The 21573-nt window shown below is 48.1% G+C and carries 20 protein-coding genes; 18 read left to right on the forward strand and 2 right to left on the reverse strand.

Annotated features, from left to right (window positions below; genetic code table 11):
• Positions 1-92: 92 nt before the first annotated feature.
• The 15 genes from ABXS75_07930 (at position 93) to sigE (ending at position 16940) form a co-directional block, all read left to right on the forward strand.
• Positions 93-1346, forward strand: a complete 1254-nt coding sequence (locus tag ABXS75_07930; GenBank protein ID XCP86708.1) for a putative peptidoglycan glycosyltransferase FtsW — start codon at positions 93-95, stop codon at positions 1344-1346.
• A 280-nt stretch (positions 1347-1626) separates the two neighbouring features.
• Positions 1627-2466, forward strand: coding sequence for a DegV family protein (locus tag ABXS75_07935; GenBank protein ID XCP86709.1), 840 nt, complete (start codon positions 1627-1629; stop codon positions 2464-2466).
• Between the two features lie 249 nt (positions 2467-2715).
• Positions 2716-2964: a hypothetical protein gene (locus ABXS75_07940; GenBank protein XCP86710.1), complete on the forward strand. Its 249-nt coding sequence runs from the start codon at positions 2716-2718 to the stop codon at positions 2962-2964.
• Between the two features lie 343 nt (positions 2965-3307).
• Positions 3308-3745, forward strand: a complete 438-nt coding sequence (gene mraZ, locus ABXS75_07945; GenBank protein ID XCP86711.1) for a division/cell wall cluster transcriptional repressor MraZ — start codon at positions 3308-3310, stop codon at positions 3743-3745.
• A 60-nt stretch (positions 3746-3805) separates the two neighbouring features.
• Entirely contained in the window at positions 3806-4741 is a 936-nt protein-coding gene (gene rsmH / locus ABXS75_07950; GenBank protein XCP86712.1) for a 16S rRNA (cytosine(1402)-N(4))-methyltransferase RsmH, read from the forward strand.
• A gap of 96 nt (positions 4742-4837) precedes the next feature.
• Entirely contained in the window at positions 4838-5386 is a 549-nt protein-coding gene (locus tag ABXS75_07955; GenBank protein XCP86713.1) for a hypothetical protein, read from the forward strand.
• Between the two features lie 10 nt (positions 5387-5396).
• The gene (locus ABXS75_07960; GenBank protein ID XCP86714.1) at positions 5397-7247 is read left to right on the forward strand and encodes a penicillin-binding transpeptidase domain-containing protein; all 1851 of its coding nucleotides are present in this window, start codon (positions 5397-5399) and stop codon (positions 7245-7247) included.
• 86 nt (positions 7248-7333) lie between these two features.
• Complete coding sequence (locus ABXS75_07965) at positions 7334-9088, forward strand: penicillin-binding transpeptidase domain-containing protein (protein ID XCP86715.1); 1755 nt, start codon at positions 7334-7336, stop codon at positions 9086-9088.
• Between the two features lie 178 nt (positions 9089-9266).
• Positions 9267-10226 (forward strand): phospho-N-acetylmuramoyl-pentapeptide-transferase, encoded by a 960-nt coding sequence (gene mraY / locus ABXS75_07970; protein ID XCP86716.1) that lies wholly within the window; start codon positions 9267-9269, stop codon positions 10224-10226.
• A 96-nt stretch (positions 10227-10322) separates the two neighbouring features.
• Positions 10323-11684: a UDP-N-acetylmuramoyl-L-alanine--D-glutamate ligase gene (gene murD / locus ABXS75_07975; GenBank protein ID XCP86717.1), complete on the forward strand. Its 1362-nt coding sequence runs from the start codon at positions 10323-10325 to the stop codon at positions 11682-11684.
• 46 nt (positions 11685-11730) lie between these two features.
• Positions 11731-12789, forward strand: coding sequence for a putative peptidoglycan glycosyltransferase FtsW (locus ABXS75_07980; protein XCP87110.1), 1059 nt, complete (start codon positions 11731-11733; stop codon positions 12787-12789).
• A gap of 36 nt (positions 12790-12825) precedes the next feature.
• Positions 12826-13587: an FtsQ-type POTRA domain-containing protein gene (locus tag ABXS75_07985; protein ID XCP86718.1), complete on the forward strand. Its 762-nt coding sequence runs from the start codon at positions 12826-12828 to the stop codon at positions 13585-13587.
• A gap of 173 nt (positions 13588-13760) precedes the next feature.
• Positions 13761-14948 (forward strand): cell division protein FtsZ, encoded by a 1188-nt coding sequence (gene ftsZ / locus ABXS75_07990; protein XCP86719.1) that lies wholly within the window; start codon positions 13761-13763, stop codon positions 14946-14948.
• 448 nt (positions 14949-15396) lie between these two features.
• Positions 15397-16188, forward strand: a complete 792-nt coding sequence (locus tag ABXS75_07995; GenBank protein XCP86720.1) for a sigma-E processing peptidase SpoIIGA — start codon at positions 15397-15399, stop codon at positions 16186-16188.
• Between the two features lie 11 nt (positions 16189-16199).
• On the forward strand, positions 16200-16940 hold the full coding sequence (gene sigE, locus ABXS75_08000) for an RNA polymerase sporulation sigma factor SigE (protein XCP86721.1): 741 nt from the start codon (positions 16200-16202) through the stop codon (positions 16938-16940).
• 320 nt (positions 16941-17260) lie between these two features.
• Here the strand turns inward: sigE and ABXS75_08005 are convergent, their stop codons facing one another.
• Positions 17261-18874 carry an MBL fold metallo-hydrolase gene (locus ABXS75_08005; protein ID XCP86722.1) on the reverse strand — a complete coding sequence of 538 codons (1614 nt, stop codon included), beginning with the start codon at positions 18872-18874 and terminating at the stop codon, positions 17261-17263.
• Positions 18875-19227: 353 nt separating this feature from the next.
• On the opposite strand from ABXS75_08005, the gene sigG reads away from it, so the two are divergent.
• From sigG to ABXS75_08020, 3 genes are all read left to right on the forward strand, one after another.
• On the forward strand, positions 19228-20004 hold the full coding sequence (gene sigG, locus ABXS75_08010) for an RNA polymerase sporulation sigma factor SigG (GenBank protein XCP86723.1): 777 nt from the start codon (positions 19228-19230) through the stop codon (positions 20002-20004).
• Between the two features lie 81 nt (positions 20005-20085).
• Positions 20086-20736: an HAD family hydrolase gene (locus ABXS75_08015; GenBank protein ID XCP86724.1), complete on the forward strand. Its 651-nt coding sequence runs from the start codon at positions 20086-20088 to the stop codon at positions 20734-20736.
• A gap of 86 nt (positions 20737-20822) precedes the next feature.
• Entirely contained in the window at positions 20823-21086 is a 264-nt protein-coding gene (locus ABXS75_08020; protein ID XCP86725.1) for a glyoxalase, read from the forward strand.
• Positions 21087-21112: 26 nt separating this feature from the next.
• Here the strand turns inward: ABXS75_08020 and ABXS75_08025 are convergent, their stop codons facing one another.
• On the reverse strand, positions 21113-21544 hold the full coding sequence (locus tag ABXS75_08025) for a hypothetical protein (protein ID XCP86726.1): 432 nt from the start codon (positions 21542-21544) through the stop codon (positions 21113-21115).
• Between the last annotated feature and the right edge of the window lie 29 nt (positions 21545-21573).

Below are 21573 nucleotides of genomic sequence, written 5' to 3' on the forward strand. Positions count from 1 at the left end.
GCTTGCCGGGCAGTGGAATAAGGGGCCACTTACCGGTGAGTCTTGAGACGCGGCATTGGCGTGTTGATAATCGAATCATGGGAGTGTAATGAATGACAACGCAAAGCAGAAAACAAAGAAGTGCCGCGACACGGCGCAGCCGGCAGCCTAAGCTGAAAAAGAGCCAGCAGGCGCAGCTAAGGCAGGTGGAAAGCCAGACGGTCAGAAAAAGGAAAAAGAAAACCATTCGATATTTTGATTACAGTCTTCTTGCAGTCATGATATTCTTGATCTGCTTCGGTCTGGTGATGCTGTACAGCACCAGCTCCTACGAGGCACAGAATAAATTCGGCAATAGCATGTATTATTTTAAACGACAGGCGATTATCAGTGGTGGCGGTATGTTTGTCATGTGGTTTGTGTCCCGAATGGACTATCGGAAATATGCAAAATATTCCCCATATCTCTATGCATTTGCGATATTTTTGATGTCACTGGTCAAATATACGCCGTTGGGAGTTGAGATAAACGGTGCCAGAAGATGGCTTCAGCTTCCGGCGGATCAGACCCTGCAGCCATCCGAGGTGACGAAGATCGCAGTGATCCTGTTTATTCCGTTCCTGATCTGCAAGATGGGCAGCAAAGCCAGTGAGAACAAGGGCGCCATGGTGGCGGCCGGCTGGGGAGCGGCGGCAGCGTATGGGGTGTATTATCTCACGGACCATTTAAGCGCGGCCATGGTCGTCATGGGAATTACGATTGCGCTGGTGTTTGTGGTACATAAAAGGCTGAAACCATTTTTGGTGCTGGGCGGTCTCGGGATAGGCGCTTTTGCAGTGTTCTCCTATGTTTTGGGAAAGGTGCTTGAAGACAGCACCAATTTCCGGTTGAGGCGTATTATTGCGTGGCTCCACCCTGAAAAATATGCGGGAGGCCTTGCGTTCCAGACGGTTCAGGGACAGTATGCGATCGGAGCGGGCGGCCTGTTCGGAAAGGGCCTTGGAAACAGCGCGCAGAAGATGATTATTCCGGAAGTGCAAAATGATATGATCCTCACGATTATTTGTGAGGAACTGGGAGTGTTTGGCGCGATTATGGTGCTGACCCTGTTTGCGTTGCTGTTATACCGGCTTTTGTTCATCGCTCAGAATGCCCCGAATCTTTACGGATCATTGATCGTGACAGGAATCTTTGCCCACATTGCCATTCAGGTGGTGTTGAATGTGATGGTTATTTTGAATATTATACCGAATACCGGGATTACCCTGCCATTTATTAGTTACGGAGGTACGTCCATTCTGTTCTTGATGGTGGAGATGGGAATTGCGCTGGGGGTTTCCAGAACGATAAAAATAGAAGAAGGCTAGAGGTACAGTTAGGATGTGGCTGACCGGATCATGTGATTTTAGTTATTGCGTGATCTGGTCATTTTTTGTTGCCAAGTCTACTCGGGGAATATCAAATGAACACTTTTGTGATTTGGCAGTTATACGGCATGAAAGTAAAACAGAAAAATATTTTGGGAATTTTTTGTGAAGAGTGCAAAAAAATCTTTTATTTCATGATGGAGTATGCTATTATAAATTAAGTAGTAATGAAAACTACTTTATATGGAACAAGATATTATATTTTCGGGAGGAAAAAGCGATGAGCTATAAGATTATCGTAGACAGCTGCGGAGAACTGACAGAGGAGATGAAGGCTTCCGGGCTTTGTGAGACGGCATCCCTTAGCATTGACGTAGATGATTATCATATAATTGATGATGAAACTTTTGACCAGGCAGAGTTTTTAAGGAGAGTGGCAGCAAGTCCGAACTGCCCCAAGTCAAGTTGCCCGTCACCTGAGACATACATGCACGGGTATCATTGTGATGCGGATCATGTATATGCGGTGACACTTTCCGCAGAGCTGAGCGGATCCTATAACAGTGCGGTCCTTGGACAGAATTTATATAAGGAAGAATACGGTGAGAAAGATATTTACGTGTTCAATTCGCGCTCTGCGTCTATAGGAGAGACTTTGATTGCCAGAAAGATCATGGAGTGTGAGGAGGCCGGCATGACCTTCCCGGAGATCGTTGACACTGTGGAGGATTATATCGAGCAACAGAATACGTATTTTGTCCTGGAAAGTCTGGAGACGCTCCGTAAAAACGGAAGGCTTACCGGACTTAAGGCGATCGCGGCTACCGTACTGAACATCAAGCCGGTATGCGGGTCAACTCCAAAGGGAGAGATTTGTCAGCTTGGGCAGGCACGTGGAATCAATAAGGCGCTTCAAAAGATGGTGGACGTGATTATGGCGAAGCTTGAAGACAGCGAAGAGAAGGTTCTTGCGATTTCTCATTGCAACTGTCCGGAACGCGCGCAGAATGTAAAGCGTCTTCTGGAAGCAAAAGCGAAGTTTAAAGAGATCATTATTCTGGATACCAGGGGAATCAGCAGTCTGTATGCCAATGACGGCGGCGTGATCGTAGTGGTATAAAGTGGAGCAGATGAATTGCTGTCTGCTGGCGTGGGTTTGCGAAGCGCTTTGCTGAGAACGGAGTGAACTGCAAAGGAAAGTGTGAAATGATTGTGTTATATGCTTGTGTGCTTTTCTCTTTTGTGTTAGAATAAGTACATTGAGAAACGGCGAGACAGAAATTTTATCCTGTTTTCTGTTGCCAAGTATATCTGAAATAAGGTCCAGTGGACGTTTTTTAGTAAAAAGAAACACAAAGGAGTTATTGCTATGAGTCAGGAAAAAGTAGATCGTTATAAACAGGAAAAAGCCAATCGGAAACAGATTATAAAGAAGCAGAGGAGAGCACAGATCATTCGAAATTGCGTGACCGCATTTGTGATAGTTGTACTTCTTGGCTGGCTGGGATATTCCGCATATGGCCTGTATGAGCAGAAGCAGCCAAGAGAAGTGGCTGAGGTGGATTACAAAGCCATGAATGATTATCTCCAGTCATTGGATTTTAGCGCGGAAGAGTAGAAATGTGGAGCGCTTTTCCACTTGAATACAGTGCATAGAAATAAAAAGTGGGAAATTCCCCCACTTTCCCCCCACCGGAAGAGAAAATTCCGATGGGGGATTTTTTTGCGCTTTTTTGGTCTTTTATATGGAACGAAAGTCCCTTAATTTCCTGCGTTTTGCATGGTTTTTGGAAGAAAATAGCAAAATGCACAGAGAAATTGTAAATTTGAAAAAATTCAAAAAAAGGGGTTGAAAAGGGAGTAAAAGTGGTTTACAATGGTTTCAAGTGGTAGAAAGTGGTGAATAGTGGAGCGAAGTGGTGCAACAAGTGGCAGACCACTTTGGAAGAAGGTGATTCCTTATGTTGACTGGAGAATTTAATCACAGTATTGATTCAAAAGGCAGGTTAATCATTCCTTCAAAGTTACGTGAAAGTCTGGGAGAACATTTCGTGATAACGAAGGGGATGGATGGCTGCTTATTTCTGTATCCGGATAACGAATGGGAAGCCTTTGAAGAAAAGCTAAGAACCTTACCACTCACTAACAAAAAGGCCAGAGATTTCAAACGTTTCTTTCTCGGGAGCGCATGTGAAGGAGAATTGGACAAACAGGGGAGAGTTTTGCTCGCTTCTTCACTTCGTGCCTACGCAGGACTTGAAAAGGAAGTAGTCCTTGCAGGAGTCCTTGACAAGGTAGAGCTCTGGAGCAAAGAGGCATGGGATGCACGTACTGCTGAAGTGGAAGAGAATATCGAAGATATTGCAAGTGACATGGAAGATTTGGGACTTAGCATATAAGGTGTCATTCCGGGAGAAGGAGATCTTACCGGAGAGCCTTAGATTTACCAGGAGGACACTATGGCATTTGAACACAAATCAGTACTATTAGAGGAAACCATCGAGGGCCTTAACATCAAGCCGGACGGTATTTACGTCGATGGGACGCTTGGTGGAGGTGGACATGCTTACGAAGTATGCCGCCGCTTAAACAGCAAGGGGAGTTTTATAGGAATAGACCAGGATGCAGCCGCAATCGAGGCGGCAGGCACCCGATTACTCGACTTCGGGGAGAGAGTTACAGTAATCCGGAGCAACTACTGTGATATGAAGTCGAGGCTCCACGAGATCGGCATTGACAAGGTCGATGGGATCGTGCTTGATCTGGGCGTATCATCTTATCAGTTGGATACGGCAGAACGGGGATTCTCCTATCGCGCAGATGCCCCCTTGGATATGAGAATGGACACACGTCAGAGTGTGACGGCAAGGGACATCGTCAATGGCTACAGTGAGATGGAGCTTTTCCGCATTATCCGCGACTACGGTGAGGACAAATTCGCGAAGAACATCGCGAAGCACATCGTAGCCGCACGCGGAAAAGAGAGCATCGAGACCACGGGCCAGCTGACAGAGATCATTAAGGCATCGATACCGATGAAATTTCAAAAGACATCCGGGCATCCTGCTAAGAGGACGTTTCAAGCAATCCGCATTGAATGCAACCGTGAACTGGAGGTTCTCAGGGATTCACTGGACGATATGATCGATATGCTAAACACAGGTGGAAGGATTTGTATCATCACATTCCATTCGCTGGAAGATAGAATTGTAAAAGGGATTTTTAAAAAGAATGAGAATCCGTGCACCTGTCCGAGTTCCTTCCCGGTCTGCGTGTGCGGAAAAGTTTCAAAAGGAAGAGTCATAACAAGGAAACCTATTCTTCCAAGCACAGAAGAGTTGGAGATGAACAGTCGCTCCAAAAGCGCTAAGCTCAGAATCTTTGAGAGAGCATAAGAAGGAGCAAAATGGCAGAGTCTTCCGGGGAGGGATGCAAACCGTATTCCAAAGAGAATATAGAAACAGGGAAGTATAACAAAGGGGCGATGCCACATGGCAGCAAGACGCAGCAACACATATGTAGAGACAACAAGAAGACCGCAGTCACACAGCGGTATGTATATATATGGAAATACCGTCCACAAGGCAGAAGCACAGCCGAAGAGATGGGAACAGGAAACACAGCCGAGGACAAAAAGGCAGAAAAAGGTCAGTCCTCAGGTGCGGAAGAATCGTAGATATGCCCTCCGGATGAATCCGGCATATGTGGCATTTCTTGCCATTGCAGCAGTTCTTGCGCTGGCAGCATGTATCTGGTATCTTCAGGTAAGAGCAGAGCTTACCAGCCGTTCCGAGAACATTACGAGTCTCCAGGAAGAGCTTGCAGATGCGAGAGAAGAGAACACGACCAGGTACAATGCGGTGATGGATTCCGTGAATCTGGAGGAGGTGCGGGATAAGGCGATTGGTGAGATGGGAATGGTCTATGCGGATCAGAGCCAGATCATTACCTACCAGAATCCGGTAAATGATTATGTAAAACAGTATCAGAACATTCCAAAAAGTGGTGTTCTGGCACAGTCAGATAAAGTAAAGAAATAAGGTGGATCAAATGTCAAAGAGAAGAAAGAGAAAAGTTTCCCCTTTGAAGCAGAAATTCACTACTAACATGCAGAAAAAGCTGGTAATACTCTTTATGGCGATATTACTGGCTTTTGCTTTTCTTATTGGTAGGATCATGTATATCAACGCTTCAGAAGGGGACCGCTATACCAAACTTGTTTTGGACCAGCAGCAGTATATAAGCCGGGTCATTCCGTTCAAGCGCGGAGATATCACGGACAGTAACGGGACGAAGCTGGCGACCAGTGAGAGAGTCTATAATGTGATCCTGGATGCGAAGGTCCTTTTGAGTAACGAGAAAAAGGCAGAGAAGTATAAAGAGGCAACAAAAGAAGCGCTGAAGACTTATTTTGATATAGACCCTGAGAGTGTGGAGGAGATCCTGACGGAGAACCCCAGCGGACGGTACAATATTTTAAAGAAAGGAATCAGCTACGATACGGCGAAAAGCTATGAGAACGGCACCGAAGAAAATCCTGACGTGCGGGGAGTCTGGCTGGAAGAGGACTATGTGCGTACATATCCTTACGGCGTGCTGGCCTGCGATGTGCTGGGCTTTAGCGTGGACGGTAATGTGGGCGCCGCAGGGCTGGAAGCATCGTATAATGATGTGTTAAATGGCACGGACGGAAGGGAATACGGTTATCAGGATTCAGACAGCACCGTGCAGAAGACAGTAAAAGAACCGACCAATGGGAATACGGTAGTCAGCACCATTGACGCGAATCTGCAGTCTATCGTGGAAAAGCATTTATCCGCATTTAATGAAGCACACCGAAACGGGGCAACGCCCGGCGAGGGATTTAAGAACGGCGCGGTGATCATCATGAATCCGAATACGGGAGAGATTCTCGCAGAAGCATCCATGCCGAATTTTGATCTGAATAATCCAAGAGATCTGAGCAAGTATTATAAGGAAGAAGAGATCAAAGCCATGACGAGTGAGCAAAAGCTTGAGGTGCTGAATGGACTTTGGAGAAACTTCTGTGTGAGCGATACCTTTGAGCCTGGTTCTACGATTAAGCCGTTTACGGTTGCAGCCGGACTGGAGACAGGGGCGCTGAAAGGCAACGAGACCTACTATTGCAGCGGCTATCTGCATGTGGGTGATCATGATATCAAATGTATTGCCTACGATAAAGGCGGTCATGGAACGCAGAATCTGACTCAGGTTTTGGAGAATTCCTGCAACGTGGCACTTATGAATATCGCCTTTGAACTAGGAAAAGAAGACTTCACTAAATATCAGAGCATCTATGGATTTGGGGAGCGGACAGGCATTGACCTTCCGGGGGACAGCGTGGGAATTCTTCATACGTTGGACGATATGGGAGATACGGATCTTGCGACGAATTCCTTCGGACAGAATTTTACCGTAAATATGACCCAGCTTGTAGCGGGCTTCTGCTCGCTGGTAAATGGAGGAAATTACTATAAGCCGCATGTGGTGAAGGCGATCCAGGACAGCAATGGAAATGTGATCGAAACGATAGAGCCGGTGCTGCAAAAGCGCACTATTTCCCAGGCTACCTCAGAGACAATCAAAAGTTATCTGTATAGTGTAGTGGAAAACGGAAGCGGTCGCTATGCGCAGGTAGAGGGTTATGATGTGGGGGGAAAAACAGGTACGGCAGAGAAGCTGCCCCGTGGAGAGAATAAGAACGTCGTATCATTTATCGGCTATGCTCCCCAGGAGAAGCCGGAGATTGTGATTTATGTGGTGATCGATGAACCGAATGTTCCCTATCAGGCGGGATGCAGTAATCAAATCACGCAGCTTGCTTCCGACATTATGACAGAAGCATTTCCGTATCTGAATATCACAAAATCGACGAAATAATTTTTATGGAGCTTCAGACAAGATCAGGGTATAACCTCGGGATTTCGGTAATACAGTATAGTAATTACCGGTTCCGGGGTTTTTCTATGCGCAATAAGACATATAATAAAAAGAAGATGCTGGTCGTATTTCTTGGTGCCATGCTCATGGTACTGGGGCTCATCGGCCGGCTGGTCTATCTGATGGTGTTTGACGCCGAGTATTATCAGGAAAAGGCGGAAGCGCTTCATGAGAGGGAGCGGGAAATAAAGGCGGCCAGAGGGGAGATCGTGGACCGAAACGGGGAGGTCCTCGCGACGAACAAAACGGTCTGCACCATTTCGGTGATACATAGTCAGATCACCGATGCCGAGCAGGTGATCCAGGTGCTTACAAAAGAATTGGGACTGCCCGAGGAGGACGTGCGAAAGAAGGTGGAGAAGATCTCCTCAAGAGAACGGATCAAGACGAACGTGGAGAAGGAGACGGGAGACCGTATTCGGGGCTATGAGCTGGACGGAGTGAAGGTGGACGAAGATTTCCGCAGGTATTACCCTTATAATGAGCTGGCGTCAAAGGTGCTGGGATTTACCGGGGGAGACAATCAGGGAATCATCGGCCTGGAGGTCAAATATGAGGATTGGCTGAAGGGTACGAACGGAACGATCCTTACGACCACGGACGCCAGAGGAATTGAACTGGAAGGAATCGCGGAGGACCGGGTGGAGCCGGTGCCGGGAAATACGCTGAAGTTGAGTCTGGATTATAATATCCAGTCCTTTGCGCAGCAGGCGGCGGAAAAGGTCATGGAGGAAAAGCAGGCGGACGCTGTCGCGATTCTGGTCATGAATCCGCAGAATGGGGAGATTTACGCCTGCGTCAATGTGCCGGAATTCAATTTGAATGAGCCGTTTACGCTGAATACGGCAGAAGCATCGGAAGAGATCAGCGATGAGAAAAAACAGGAGCTTTTGAACCAGATGTGGAGGAACCGCTGCGTGAGTGATACCTATGAGCCGGGGTCTGTTTTCAAGGTGTTTACGGCGTCGGCAGCACTGGAGGAAGGGGTGGTCTCGCTAGATGATCGTTTCCACTGTCCGGGCTATAAGATCGTGGAGGACCGCAAGATCCGGTGTGCGAGGGTGGGCGGCCACGGGGCGGAAAATTTTGTACAGGGGGTACAGAATTCCTGCAACCCGGTATTTATTGAAGTCGGCCTGCGTCTGGGGGTAGAAAACTTTTATAAATATTTCAGACAGTTTGGGCTGATGGAGAAAACGGGGGTCGATCTTCCGGGAGAGGCCGCAACGATCACACATAAGATGGAAAACGTGGGGCAGGTGGAGCTGGCCACCATGTCCTTTGGCCAGTCCTTTCAGGTGACGCCGATGCAGATGGCGGCGACGGTCAGCTCCCTGATCAATGGAGGAAGAAGGATTACGCCGCATTTTGGAGTGAGCGCTTATAATAGCGAAGGAGAAGAAGTGGAGACCTTTGAATATGGAGAGGGGAAACGGATCCTGTCGGAGGAGACGTCAAAGACCATGCGGCAGGTCCTGGAAACGGTGGTGTCGGAGGGCGGCGGAAAGAAGGCCTATATTCCGGGATATCGGATCGGGGGAAAGACTGCGACGAGTCAGACTCTCCCGAGGAGCGCGAACAAATACATTTCTTCCTTCATCGGATTCGCTCCGGCCGATGACCCCCAGGTGGTGGGCATGGCCATTGTGTATAATCCCCAGGGCGTTTACTATGGCGGAACCATTGCGGCGCCAGTGGTGCGCGATATTTTCGACAATATCCTGCCGTATCTGGGGTTTGAGCGGGCCGAGGTGGAGGAAGAGGAGAAAGATGCCAATTAGAGGAAGAGTTGGTACGATTTTGTAAAAATTGCCTGAAACCGGGCGTAAAACAGATAAAAAATTCATGGCAGTGCGGTTGAAAAACGAGGAGAGATACATTATACTAATTTTAGCTGCCAAGTATGCCTGAGAGATGGCCTGGCGCAAAATACAACGAGAGAAGAATAAGAGGTGTGGTATGGATTATAAAATGGTAATTCCGGTGTTGATCGCATTCGGATTGAGCGTGCTGATCGGGCCAATCGTGATTCCAATTCTGAGAAGACTGAAAATGGGACAGACAGAGAGAGAAGAAGGGGTGAAGTCCCACCTGAAAAAGGCGGGGACTCCGACCATGGGAGGTGTGATCATTCTGCTTTCCATCGCAATCACGTCCCTGATCTATGTCAGGGAATATCCGAAGGTGATCCCGGTACTTTTTGTGACGCTTGGATTTGGACTGATCGGATTTTTAGATGATTATCTGAAGGTCGTGCTGAAACGATCGGACGGACTGATGCCGAGACAGAAGATGGCGCTTCAGATCGTGGTAACGGCGATCTTTGCTTTTTACCTGGTGAAAGTGGCCAAGGTCCCGCTTACGATGCTGGTTCCGTTTACCGGAGGCAAGGTGTACTGGGATCTGAAATGGTTTGCGATTCCGGTGCTGTTTATCGCAGTGATCGGCACGGTAAATGGAGTGAACTTTACAGATGGTCTGGACGGACTGGCGTCCAGTGTTACGGTCCTTGTAGCGACCTTCTTTACGGTGGTGGCGATGGGGACAAAGAGCGGGATCGAACCGGTCACCTGCTCCGTTGTGGGCGCGCTTCTCGGATTCCTTTTGTTCAACGTGTATCCGGCGAGTGTGTTTATGGGAGATACGGGATCTTTGGCTTTGGGCGGATTTGTGGCCTCGGCTGCTTATATGTTACAGATGCCGCTTTTTATTATTATCGTGGGACTCATTTATCTGGTGGAAGTGTTGTCCGTCATGATCCAGGTGTCCTATTTTAAGATCACACATGGAAAACGGATCTTTAAGATGGCGCCGATTCATCATCATTTTGAGCTCTGCGGCTGGAGTGAGACGAAGGTAGTGGCCGTGTTCGCGATTATTACAGCGGTCCTCTGTCTGATCGCATTGCTGGCGCTTTAGGGGCTGCAAGAAGGAAGAAAAGGCCTGGTGCTATTGGCTGAAGCTGAGGAAAGGCTGTCCTTATAGACGCAGGCATAAAAGAAAGAAGGAAAAAACATGGAGTTAAAAGATAAAAAGGTAGTAGTCTTCGGAGCAGGGAAAAGCGGGGTAGGCTCCTGCGGCCTGCTGATAAGGGAAGGCGCAAGGGTCACGCTGTATGACGGGAACACCAAACTGGACCGTGAACAGCTGAAAGCACAGCTTGACGGCGGGAAGGTGGACGTGGCCTTGGGAGAATTTCCCGAGGAACTTTTGAATTCCCTGGATCTGCTTGTCATGAGTCCGGGAGTTCCCACCGATCTGCCGATCGTGCTGAAGATCAGGGAAATGGGAATTCCGGTGTGGGGCGAGATCGAGCTGGCCTATGTATGCGGAAAAGGCGAGATCCTGGGAATTACAGGAACGAACGGAAAGACGACGACCACCACGCTTCTGGGCGAGATTATGAAGAATGCATTTGAAAGTGTATTCGTTGTGGGAAATATCGGAACTCCGTATACCGCGGCCGCGGCGGATACCAGGGAGGATTCCGTGATCGTGGCAGAACTTTCAAGCTTCCAGCTCGAGAGTATTAAGACATTCAAACCGAGAGTCAGCGCCATCTTAAATATCACTCCGGATCACCTGAACCGTCATCATACGATGGAAGCCTATATTCAGGCAAAGATGGATATTACGAAAAATCAGACGAAGAGAGATATTTGTGTCCTGAATTATGAAGATGAAGTGACCCGGCAGATGGCGGAGAAAATTCCGGCATCGGTTCTATTTTTCAGCAGTGCGCATAAACTGGAACAGGGGATTTATCTTGAGGATGGGAATATCATTTACAAACCGGACCGGGAAAATGCCGGCGAAGTGATCTGCAACGTGAAAGAGCTGCAGATGCTGGGCGTCCACAATTACGAGAACGTGATGGCGGCAGCGGCGATGGCGGCTTCCTACGGCGTTTCACTTGATGTGATCCGGGATACGGTGAAAGCATTTAAAGGCGTGGAGCACCGGATTGAATTTGTGGCAGAGAAAAATGGAGTTGCGTATTACAATGATTCCAAAGGAACGAATCCGGACGCTGCGATCAAGGGCATTCAGGCGATGATAAGACCGACGATCCTGATAGGGGGCGGCTATGATAAGCAGTCAGACTTTCATGAATGGATCAGAAGCTTTGATGGAAAAGTGCGCTATCTGGTATTGATTGGCGCAACAAGAGAACAGATTCAAAAAGAAGCGCAGGAATGCGGATTTACTGACTGTATTTTAAAAGATACCTTTGAGGAGGCTATGGACACCTGTGTGGAACTTGCGAGAGAGGGAGATGCGGTGCTTCTTTCTCCTGCATGTGCAAGTTGGGGAATGTTCCCGAATTATGAAGTACGTGGAGAGGAATTTAAAAAATATGTGAATGCTCTGAAATAACGGAAGGGTGTGAGCGGATTTGGAGGAAACGGACAAAGGCGGACGTATGGATCTGACGCTTTTGGGGATCGTGCTTCTGCTGGTGGGAATCGGTCTTGTGATCCTTTACAGCACCAGTGCCTATAATGGGCAGGTGAAGTTTCATGATTCTTTCTACTATCTGAAAAAGCAGGCGTTTGCGACGGTACTGGGAATCGCTGCGATGCTGTTTGTGGCAGGGATCGACTATCACGTGTGGGGGAGACTTGCCACGCTCGGGTATCTGGCGGCAGTGGCCCTTTCCGTGGCGGTTATGTTATTTGGAAGTGAGTATAACGGGTCTAAAAGATGGCTGTCTTTGGGCCCCTTTTCATTTCAGCCCTCGGAATTTTCCAAGGTGGCGCTGATCGTGTTTCTGGCGTATCTGGTGACCAGGCATGCGAAAGAAATCGGGAAGATGAGTACGCTGATCCGGATCATGGTCTGGATCCTGCCGATCGTGGGCCTGGTGGGAGCGAGCAATTTAAGCACGGCCATCATCATTCTGGGAATCGGTGTGATCCTGGTGTTCGTGGCCAGCCCTAAATATGCGCAGTTCATCGGCATGGGCGCGCTGGGAGTCGGCTTCATGGGAATTTTCCTGGCGCTGGAGAGCTATCGCCTGGAACGTCTTGCAATCTGGCGTGACCCGGAGAAGTTTGAAAAAGGCTATCAGACCCTGCAGGGACTTTACGCGATCGGCTCCGGCGGACTTTTTGGGACCGGGCTTGGAAATAGTGTACAGAAGCTGGGATTCGTACCGGAAGCACAGAATGATATGATTTTCTCGATTATCTGTGAGGAACTGGGGCTGGTGGGCGCTTCGCTTATCGTGCTGTTATTCCTGCTTCTGATCTGGCGTTTTTTCCTGATCGCAACCCACGCAAAGGATCTTTTTGGGGCTTTAATCGCATCGGGGGCGATGGCACACATGATGATACAGGTTATACTGAATATCGCGGTCGTGACGAATACGATTCCCAATACGGGGATTACGCTGCCGTTCGTCAGCTACGGGGGGACTTCGGTGGTGTTCCTTTTGGTGGAAATGGGGCTTGTGCTAAATGTCTCGCGGATGGTAAAATGACGGTAGGACTTAGGGGAGTTAATAAGGAGGTTACATATGGGTGATGAACAGAACAAAAGAGGAAGAAGGATCAGGAAACGAACGATTTACGCAATCATTCTGAGCGTCATGCTGTTCTGCTTTGTCATGATCGTCTTTCTTCTGTTGTTTCAGGTGAGAAGGATCGAGGTGAGCGGAAACCGGTATCTGACGAACCAGGAGGTTGCGGACTGGCTTCAGGAGGACGAGCTTTCCACGAATTCGGTCTACCTGATGATAAAGTTCCATCTGCTGGATTATGAGATGCTTCCGGCGATGGAGAATGTAAAGGTGGGGCTTAAAAGTCCCTGGACCGTGAAGGTGACGGTGCAGGAAAAGCGGATTGTCGGCTATATTATGCTTGGAGAAGAGGCGGTGTATTTCGACAAAGACGGAATCGTTTTGGCACAGACAAGGGAGTGGTGGGACGATGTCCCCTGCATTGAAGGGCTGAATGTGGAGAAGGTGACTTTGTTCGAGGAGCTTCCGGTGAGTAAGGAGAACAAGAAGGTGTTTGAGCATCTTCTGGATATGAGTCAGTCCCTGAAAAAATATGACCTGAAACCGGACCGGATCGTATGCAGCGGTTCGGATCTGCAGCTTTATTTTGGAAATAAGTGCGTGATCCTGGGAGATGAGAATTTTGGAGACAGAATTGCACAAATCCCGCCGATTCTGGAGAAGCTGGGGGAGCAAAAAGGGACTCTCCATTTAGAACATTATGACGAAAATAATACCAGTATCAGTTTTATTAAGGACGTTTTGCCGGATGGGAAATAAAAATACCCCCTCAGGAATCAAAAAAGTGTACAAAGTGATTAAAAAAATAAGAAAATATACAAAATTCTATTGATATTTTGGGAAAAAGACTATATTATAGTCTATATATAGCTAATCGTATATTGGGCTTATAGGGTGTATAAGATAATAAGGTGACGAAGGAGGAGAAACTCTTGTTAGAAATTAAGACAAACGAATCAGAGGCTGCTGCTAAGATTATAGTAATTGGTGTAGGCGGTGGCGGAAACAATGCAGTAAACCGAATGATTGACGAACAGATTGCAGGCGTGGAATTTATCGCGATTAATACAGATAAACAGGCACTTCAGCTTTGCAAGGCTCCGACACTGATGCAGATCGGGGACAAGCTCACAAAGGGGCTCGGTGCAGGAGCAAAACCCGAGATCGGTGAGAAAGCAGCAGAAGAGAGCGCAGAAGAGATTTCCGCAGCGCTCAAAGGAGCCGATATGGTATTCGTTACCTGTGGTATGGGCGGCGGAACAGGAACCGGTGCGACTCCGGTCGTGGCACGTATTGCCAAGGAGCAGGGGGCACTTACCGTTGGCGTAGTGACCAAGCCGTTCCGTTTTGAGTCCAAGACCAGAATGAATAACGCCCTTGCCGGAATCGAGAAGCTCAAAGAGAATGTAGATACATTGATTGTAATCCCGAACGATAAACTGCTTGAGATCGTAGACAGAAGAACCACAATGCCGGAAGCTCTTAAGAAAGCTGACGAGGTTCTTCAGCAGGGTATCCAGGGTATCACAGATTTGATTAACGTACCGTCACTGATCAACCTTGATTTCGCGGATGTACAGACTGTTATGACCGATAAGGGAATTGCCCACATCGGTATCGGACAGGGCAAAGGCGATGACAAGGCACTGGAAGCGGTAAAACAGGCTGTTGCCAGCCCGCTGCTCGAGACAACGATCGCAGGTGCGTCCCATGTTATCATCAATATTTCCGGTGATATCACTCTTATGGATGCAAGCGATGCAGCAGAATATGTGCAGGATCTTGCAGGTGAAGATGCTAACATTATCTTTGGTGCAATGTACGACGACTCCAAGTCTGATGAAGCGACCATTACGGTCATCGCTACCGGACTTCACAGTGTAGGAGGCACCGCTTCCAAGCTGCAGTCCAGACTGGAGCATAAGTCCACCATGTTCCCCGGAGCATCTACAGGCGAGAGAACCATGACCCAGAGACCGGAGTTTGGTGTGGAGAGAACTACCTATGTACCGAGAGGACAGGGTGTAGGAGGAGGTATGCCGCAGCTGCAGACTCCGAGAAAACCGACCAGCACGGTAAAAGAACAGTCCATCAAGATTCCGGATTTCTTTAAGAAATAAGGAGCCGCGATCAGGGCACAGTTTGTAAATAGAATAGTATGAGAAAGAAAGAGATATGTTTCGGCATGTCTCTTTTTTATTGCCGGGTATACCTGAGCGAAGGTTCGGTGGACCTTATTTGGGGTGCATGACATGTGAGCATCTATGACAGGAAGAAAAAACATATCTTGTGATGGCAGTAGTTTTAATCTACCACTAAGTGTGTCAAGTACATTTCAAAGTAATTTTTCACTCTGAATTATTCCAAATTCTTTCATTTCGACTGTATTTTCAATAGAAAAAATAAACATTTCGACATTTTCAAGACGCATCTCCCAAAAACTGGGGTGTCGAAGAAAAATAAGGGGGCATGGCATCTTCTGACAAAATATCAAAACGCCTTTCGATATAATAGACCTTGCTTAAGTACCAAATCGATTTTGTATCTGAAGAGAAAGAAGGCGCCGATGTGCAGTATGAATTATACATAGACGTATTTTTCCTTGTAAATTTCGTCATGGATTATCTGGTGCTCCTGACAGAAAAAAGGATACTGAAATGTTCTGCCACTCATTTCCATGTCCTTTTAGGAGCATTTGCCGGCGCTGCGGGAACCTGCATTGTCATCTGCATTCCCGCAGCATCTGCCGTAAAATTCATCTGCTTTCACGCACTGGTCAGTGCAGGAATGATTAAGATCGGGCTGAAAATAAAAGAGACCAGAACCTTTATCAGGGCATGGCTTCTGCTATATCTCATCAGCTTCCTCTACGGAGGGATCCTGACATGGCTTGGCAGCTATCTGCACGGGCGGTTCCGAATCGGAATCCTGTTCCTTGCGGCTCTGATCGTCAGCTATCATCTGGTGTGGGCTCTCCTTACATTTCTGGAAAAATTCTGGAAAATGAAGGGAAGCCACGTGGAAGCGACGCTGTATCTGGGAGAGAAAACGATACGGGTAAATGCAGTCATTGACAGCGGAAATAGCCTGAAAGATGCACTGACTGGAAAGCCTGTTCACATAATTAGTAGAAAAGCAATAGAAAAGTTAACTGATAATGAAAAAATACAAAAAGTGAGGTATATACCATACCACACGATCCAAAGCGGAGAGAATCTGTTACCGGTAATTACGATTGAGAAAATCTGCCTGCATCTGGATTCTGAGAAAGTGATCGAAAACCCCCTTCTCGGAATTTCCGGACAGCAGCAATTTGGAAATGGAACCTTTGAAATGATATTGCACCCTGAAGAATGCTAGGAGGAAAAAAGATGATGATAAAAGTTGCTATGCCCAATCAATTTAAACTGAAAATGATTCCCACCTTCCGCACGATCCTGTTTCCGGAAAAACAGGATATCCATTACATCGGCGGTTCCGACGTACTTCCCGCCCCCTTAGAAGCGGTGGACGAGGCGAAAGCCATTTCCTGGCTGGGAACCGAAGAGGACGAAAAAGGAAAGAAATTACTGATCGAGCACAATCTGCGCCTGGTCGTATACATAGCCAAAAAATTCGATAACACCGGAGTGGGAGTGGAAGACCTGATCTCTATCGGCACCATCGGCCTGATCAAAGCGATCAACACCTTCAACCCGGACAAAAAGATTAAACTTGCCACCTACGCGTCACGCTGCATCGAAAACGAGATCCTTATGTATCTGCGCCGCAACAGCAAGACCAAGATGGAGGTCTCCATCGACGAGCCCCTGAACGTAGACTGGGACGGCAACGAACTCCTCCTTTCCGATATCCTGGGAACCGAGGAGGACACCATTTACCGCGACATGGAAAATGAAGCAGAGCGGAAACTCCTCATAAAAGCCATCAGCCGCCTAAGCTCGCGTGAAAGAACCATCGTCCAGATGCGCTTCGGCCTCGGAACCACAGACGGAGAAGAAAAGACCCAAAAAGAGGTTGCCGACCAGTTGGGAATCTCCCAATCCTATATTTCCCGGCTCGAGAAAAAAATTATGCAGAGGCTGCGCAGGGAATTAGGGCGGGTGTTGTAGACCGCCGGGGCGGGAGGCACCTAGCGGAGGTCGCAAGGGGAAAATGATTCCTGCCAATCTGGCTTTATTCCGCCCATTACCAAACACGTCCCCCACACAACTTCACCAGTATGCCGAAATTTTGAGTGAGCAGGACAGGGGGAAGGAGATTGCGCAGGTTAAGCGGCGCTCACGGAGGATCCGTGCCGAAAATGTTAATGCCCCAGGCAGAAGGCCCACACGCCGCCTGCCTGGGACATTTACAGTTTCGTGCACTAGCCGCAGTGAGCTTTAGCGTCGGAGCAATCACCTTCCCCCTGTCCTGCGGACTACAAAACCTTTCAAATCTCCCTATCCCACTTATCCGCCAAATTCAAAATCTGCGCCTCAAATTTCGCCAGATCCTTATTCGCCAGACCTTCATTCTTAAGCACGACAGCCATAAGCCGTTTCGCTGCCGCCACAACACGTTCAAAGGCTTCTCTTGCCCTCTGGCGTGTCGGTTTTTCTACCGCGCGCTTCGGTGAGCGGATTCCCGGACATAAGATCGTATCGGTCGCAAGATCTACGCATCCGCCGGAATAGGGGGCGAATGCCGGTATACCAAATCGCTCGGTTATCGTCCCGGCAAAGGAATCGGTGACGGTATCTTCGCCGTGTACCACGAACACATGCTCCGGTTTTTTCTGGAAGCCGTCAAGCCAGTCTAAAAGACCGTTCATATCTGCGTGTCCGCTGATGCCCTTAAGCGACTCGATTCGCGCGTTTACTTCCACATTTTCACCGAAGAGCTTCACACTTTGGGCTCCCTCGATGAGCTTTCTGCCGAGGGTTCCTGCGGCCTGGTAGCCCACGAACAGGATCGTACATTCTTTCCGCCAGAGATTATGCTTCAAGTGGTGGCGGATTCGTCCGGCGTCGCACATGCCGGAAGCGGAGATGATGACCTTGGGTTCGTCGTTAATATTGATTCCCTTTGATTCGTCGCTGGTGATCGTCGTCTTAAGGCCCGGGAAGATCAAAGGGTTGGTTCCTTTGTCTATCAGGGCCATGGCGTCCTCATCGAAGCAGGAGTAGATATTCTTGCGAAATGCATTGGTGGCCTCGATGGCAAGCGGACTGTCTACATAAACTTCAAATCCAGGATATTCCGGTAATAGATTGTTTTCTTTGATCTCTCTGATAAAATACAGGAGTTCCTGTGTGCGCCCTACCGCAAAGGAAGGAATGACCACATTGCCGCCTTTGGCAAAGGTCTCGCGCAGTATCCGGGTAAAATCTCCGACATAATCCGGTTTGTGGTCGGAGTGGATCCGGTCGCCATAGGTGGATTCGATGACCACATAATCCGCTTCCGCGACCTTCTGCGGATTCTTGATGATGGGTTGATTCGTATTTCCCACGTCGCCGGAAAAAACAATCTTCTTCGTGGTGCCGTCTTCCGTGATCCAGACCTCGATGCAGGAGGAACCGAGCAGATGGCCGACGTCCGTAAAACGCACCTGGATTCCCTCGCAGAGGGTGATCGTCTGGTCATAATCGATGGGAGAAAAGCGGCTGATAACATTTTCCGCGTCCTCCATCGAGTATACAGGCTCATAAAGCGGAGCGCCGGAACGTTTTGCCTTTCTGTTGCGCCATTCTGCCTCGAACATCTGGATATGCGCGCTGTCGCGAAGCATGATATTTGCCAGATCGCTGGTGGCGAAGGTGGAGATCACCTCCCCGGTAAAGCCGTGTTTGGAAAGCAGAGGCAGGTTGCCGGAATGATCGATGTGCGCGTGCGTGAGCAGGACGTAATCAATGTCTGAGGCGGCGACCGGAATCTCCTGGTTCTCATAGAGATCCGGGCCCTGCTCCATACCGCAGTCTATCAGGATATGCTTCCCACAGGCCTCCAGATAATGGCAGCTTCCCGTAACTTCATGAGCGGCACCGATAAATGTAAGTTTCATATACGTCAACTCCTTTGGACAGTCCGTGATAAAAGTATCCTGCAATCCCACGAAAGTGGAGAAATGTTGTGCAAAATGCTGGAATCTGCGGCTGTATTTTGATTTAGATATATCATATTATACTATATATTTGTTAAATCTGTAACTGTAAGAACAAAAATATATATTAAAAAATAGTAAACTGTTCCGGTTTCCCTTAAGGCGGCAGCCATGCAAGATGGTCACTTGGCTCGCTGTTTATGGAAATAAAATGTCAAGGTCTAATATTTTTTATATTTTCCCCACATTCGTATAAATGAATTCCATTCGAGGAAAAATTCTACTAACTGGAATTGGTTAGGAGGACATAAGACATGGCACTGAATAAAGTAGAAATCTGCGGAGTCAATACGGCAAAGCTGCCGCTTCTGAATGAAGAAGAGAAGGAGGCTCTGTTTGTCCGCATCAAACAGGGAGACGAGGCGGCAAAGGAACGTTACATTAAGGGAAATCTGCGGCTGGTCTTAAGTGTGATCAAACGTTTCGTATCCAGCGGGGAAAATCCCGACGACCTGTTTCAAATCGGCTGCATCGGGCTGATCAAGGCAATCAATAATTTTAACCCGGATCTGGAGGTGAAATTCTCCACCTATGCGGTCCCGATGATCATCGGCGAGATCAGGCGCTATATGCGGGACAATAATTCTATTCGGGTCAGCCGTTCGCTGCGGGATACGGCCTACAAAGCGATCTATGCAAAGGAAAATTATATCCGCAAGAACTTAAAGGAGCCGACGGTGCAGGAAATCGCGGAGGAGATCGGCATTTCCAAGGAGGATATCGTATATGCCCTGGACGCGATTCAGATGCCTGTAAGCCTGAATGAGCCGGTCTACAACGATAACGGGGACGCCCTCTATGTCATGGATCAGATCAGTGATAAAAAGAACAAGGAAGAAAGATGGGTGGAGGATCTGTCTTTGCAGGCGGCTATGGAGCGTTTGGGGGAGAGGGAGAGATACATTATTAAACTGCGTTTTTTTGAGGGAAAAACGCAGATGGAGGTGGCCCAGGAGATCCAGATCTCGCAGGCTCAGGTCAGCAGACTGGAGAAGGGGGCGCTTAAGGCTATGCGTCAGTATTTAGAATAAACATTTTGACTAAAAAACGTATTTTTATATTGAAATTTGACAGGGTTCATACTATGATAATCATAGACAAGGAGAGAGACAATGATTAAAGCGTGTATATTTGATTTGGACGGAACCCTGACAGATACCCTGGAATCCCTGACTTTCTCGGTGAATGAGACATTGAAGGAGATGGGACTAAATTCGATTACATCACAGCAATGCCGGCAGTTCGTAGGAAATGGAGCAAGAGTCCTGATGGAATGTGCTTTGAGAGCGTCAGGAGATGCAAAGCTCGTGAGAATAGAAGAGGGAATGCAGATCTACGGCAGAATATTTGGAGAGAACTGTAACTACCATGTTGCGCCTTACGATGGAGTTGCTAAGATGCTTAAGGAACTTAAGGCGCGAAAAATCAGCCTGGCCGTTCTTTCCAATAAACCGCACAGACAGGCGGTCGATGTGGTGGAGACGATTTTTGGAACAGGAGTATTCGAGATGATTCAGGGGCAGTGTGACGAGATTCCGAGAAAACCGGATCCGGCGGGAGTCTACCAGATTCTTGACCGGCTGGGCGCAGAACCCGGGGAGGGAATCTATCTTGGAGATTCCGAGGTGGATATGAAGACCGGGAAGGCGGCGCACCTTCTCACCATCGGTGCAGCCTGGGGCTTCAGATCGAGAGAAATTTTAAATGCTTCCGGCGCAGATGCCGTCATAGATCACGCAGAAGAGTTGTTGAGATTCCTTTAGAATCACTTATAGCTAGTGTAGTGTTTTAGTATAAGACTGCTGATGTCAGTGATTCACTGCACTAAGACCAAGGAGGGTATATCAATATGTTTGAGTACGACGAGGATTGTCTGAGGACCTTTATTAAGAGGCAGTCGCAGTTATTTGATGAACCGGTGGCCGAGACCCTGGAGGAAGCAGAAGCATTTCTTGAGGACTGCATGGCAGTGATCGTAGATTCTATGAAAGAGGTCAGAGAATATTTTGAGGAGAGCGGTGCTGATGTGGAAGGAATGAGCGACGAGGAGCTGGAGGAGGCTTCTGAAGTATTCATACTTCCGAGTGGACAGTACCTGATCGTAGAAGGGTAAGAAAAGAATGGATAAAGGCCGTAGTTTTAAGATACTACGGCCTTTTTGAGTGCCTCGTCGATGGCATTTAGCAGGATTTGTGAAGTGTAGGGATTGTCTTCGGAGAGCTGAATATTGTCAAGCGACTGGCTTTCCAAAATCTGATCGGCAAGCTCCTCGATCGCAGGCTGGATCAGAGGATACATGGCGGTGACGGTTTCGTCCAGATTGCTGATGCGGATAGAGTTGATCTTTTGCTTATCCACTGCAACTTCCACTTCCAGATTCGTATTGTTCAGGGTTACAGTGGAGGTGTAGATTCCCGGAGCATACTTCTTCTGTCCGGCAGCGCTTTTTTTCTCTCCGGAGAAGAACATGAAGAATAAAAGGCATAGGATCACGATCCCGAGTACGGCGAAGATGGCCGTGTAGATGATTTCCCTCATGTGAAGGACGATGATTTTGGTTTTGGAACTCATAGTAACCTCCCGATTAAAGCATATGTATT

It is taken from the genome of Roseburia hominis (assembly GCA_040702975.1).
Taxonomy (GTDB): Bacteria; Bacillota; Clostridia; order Lachnospirales; family Lachnospiraceae; genus Allocoprococcus; species Allocoprococcus hominis_A.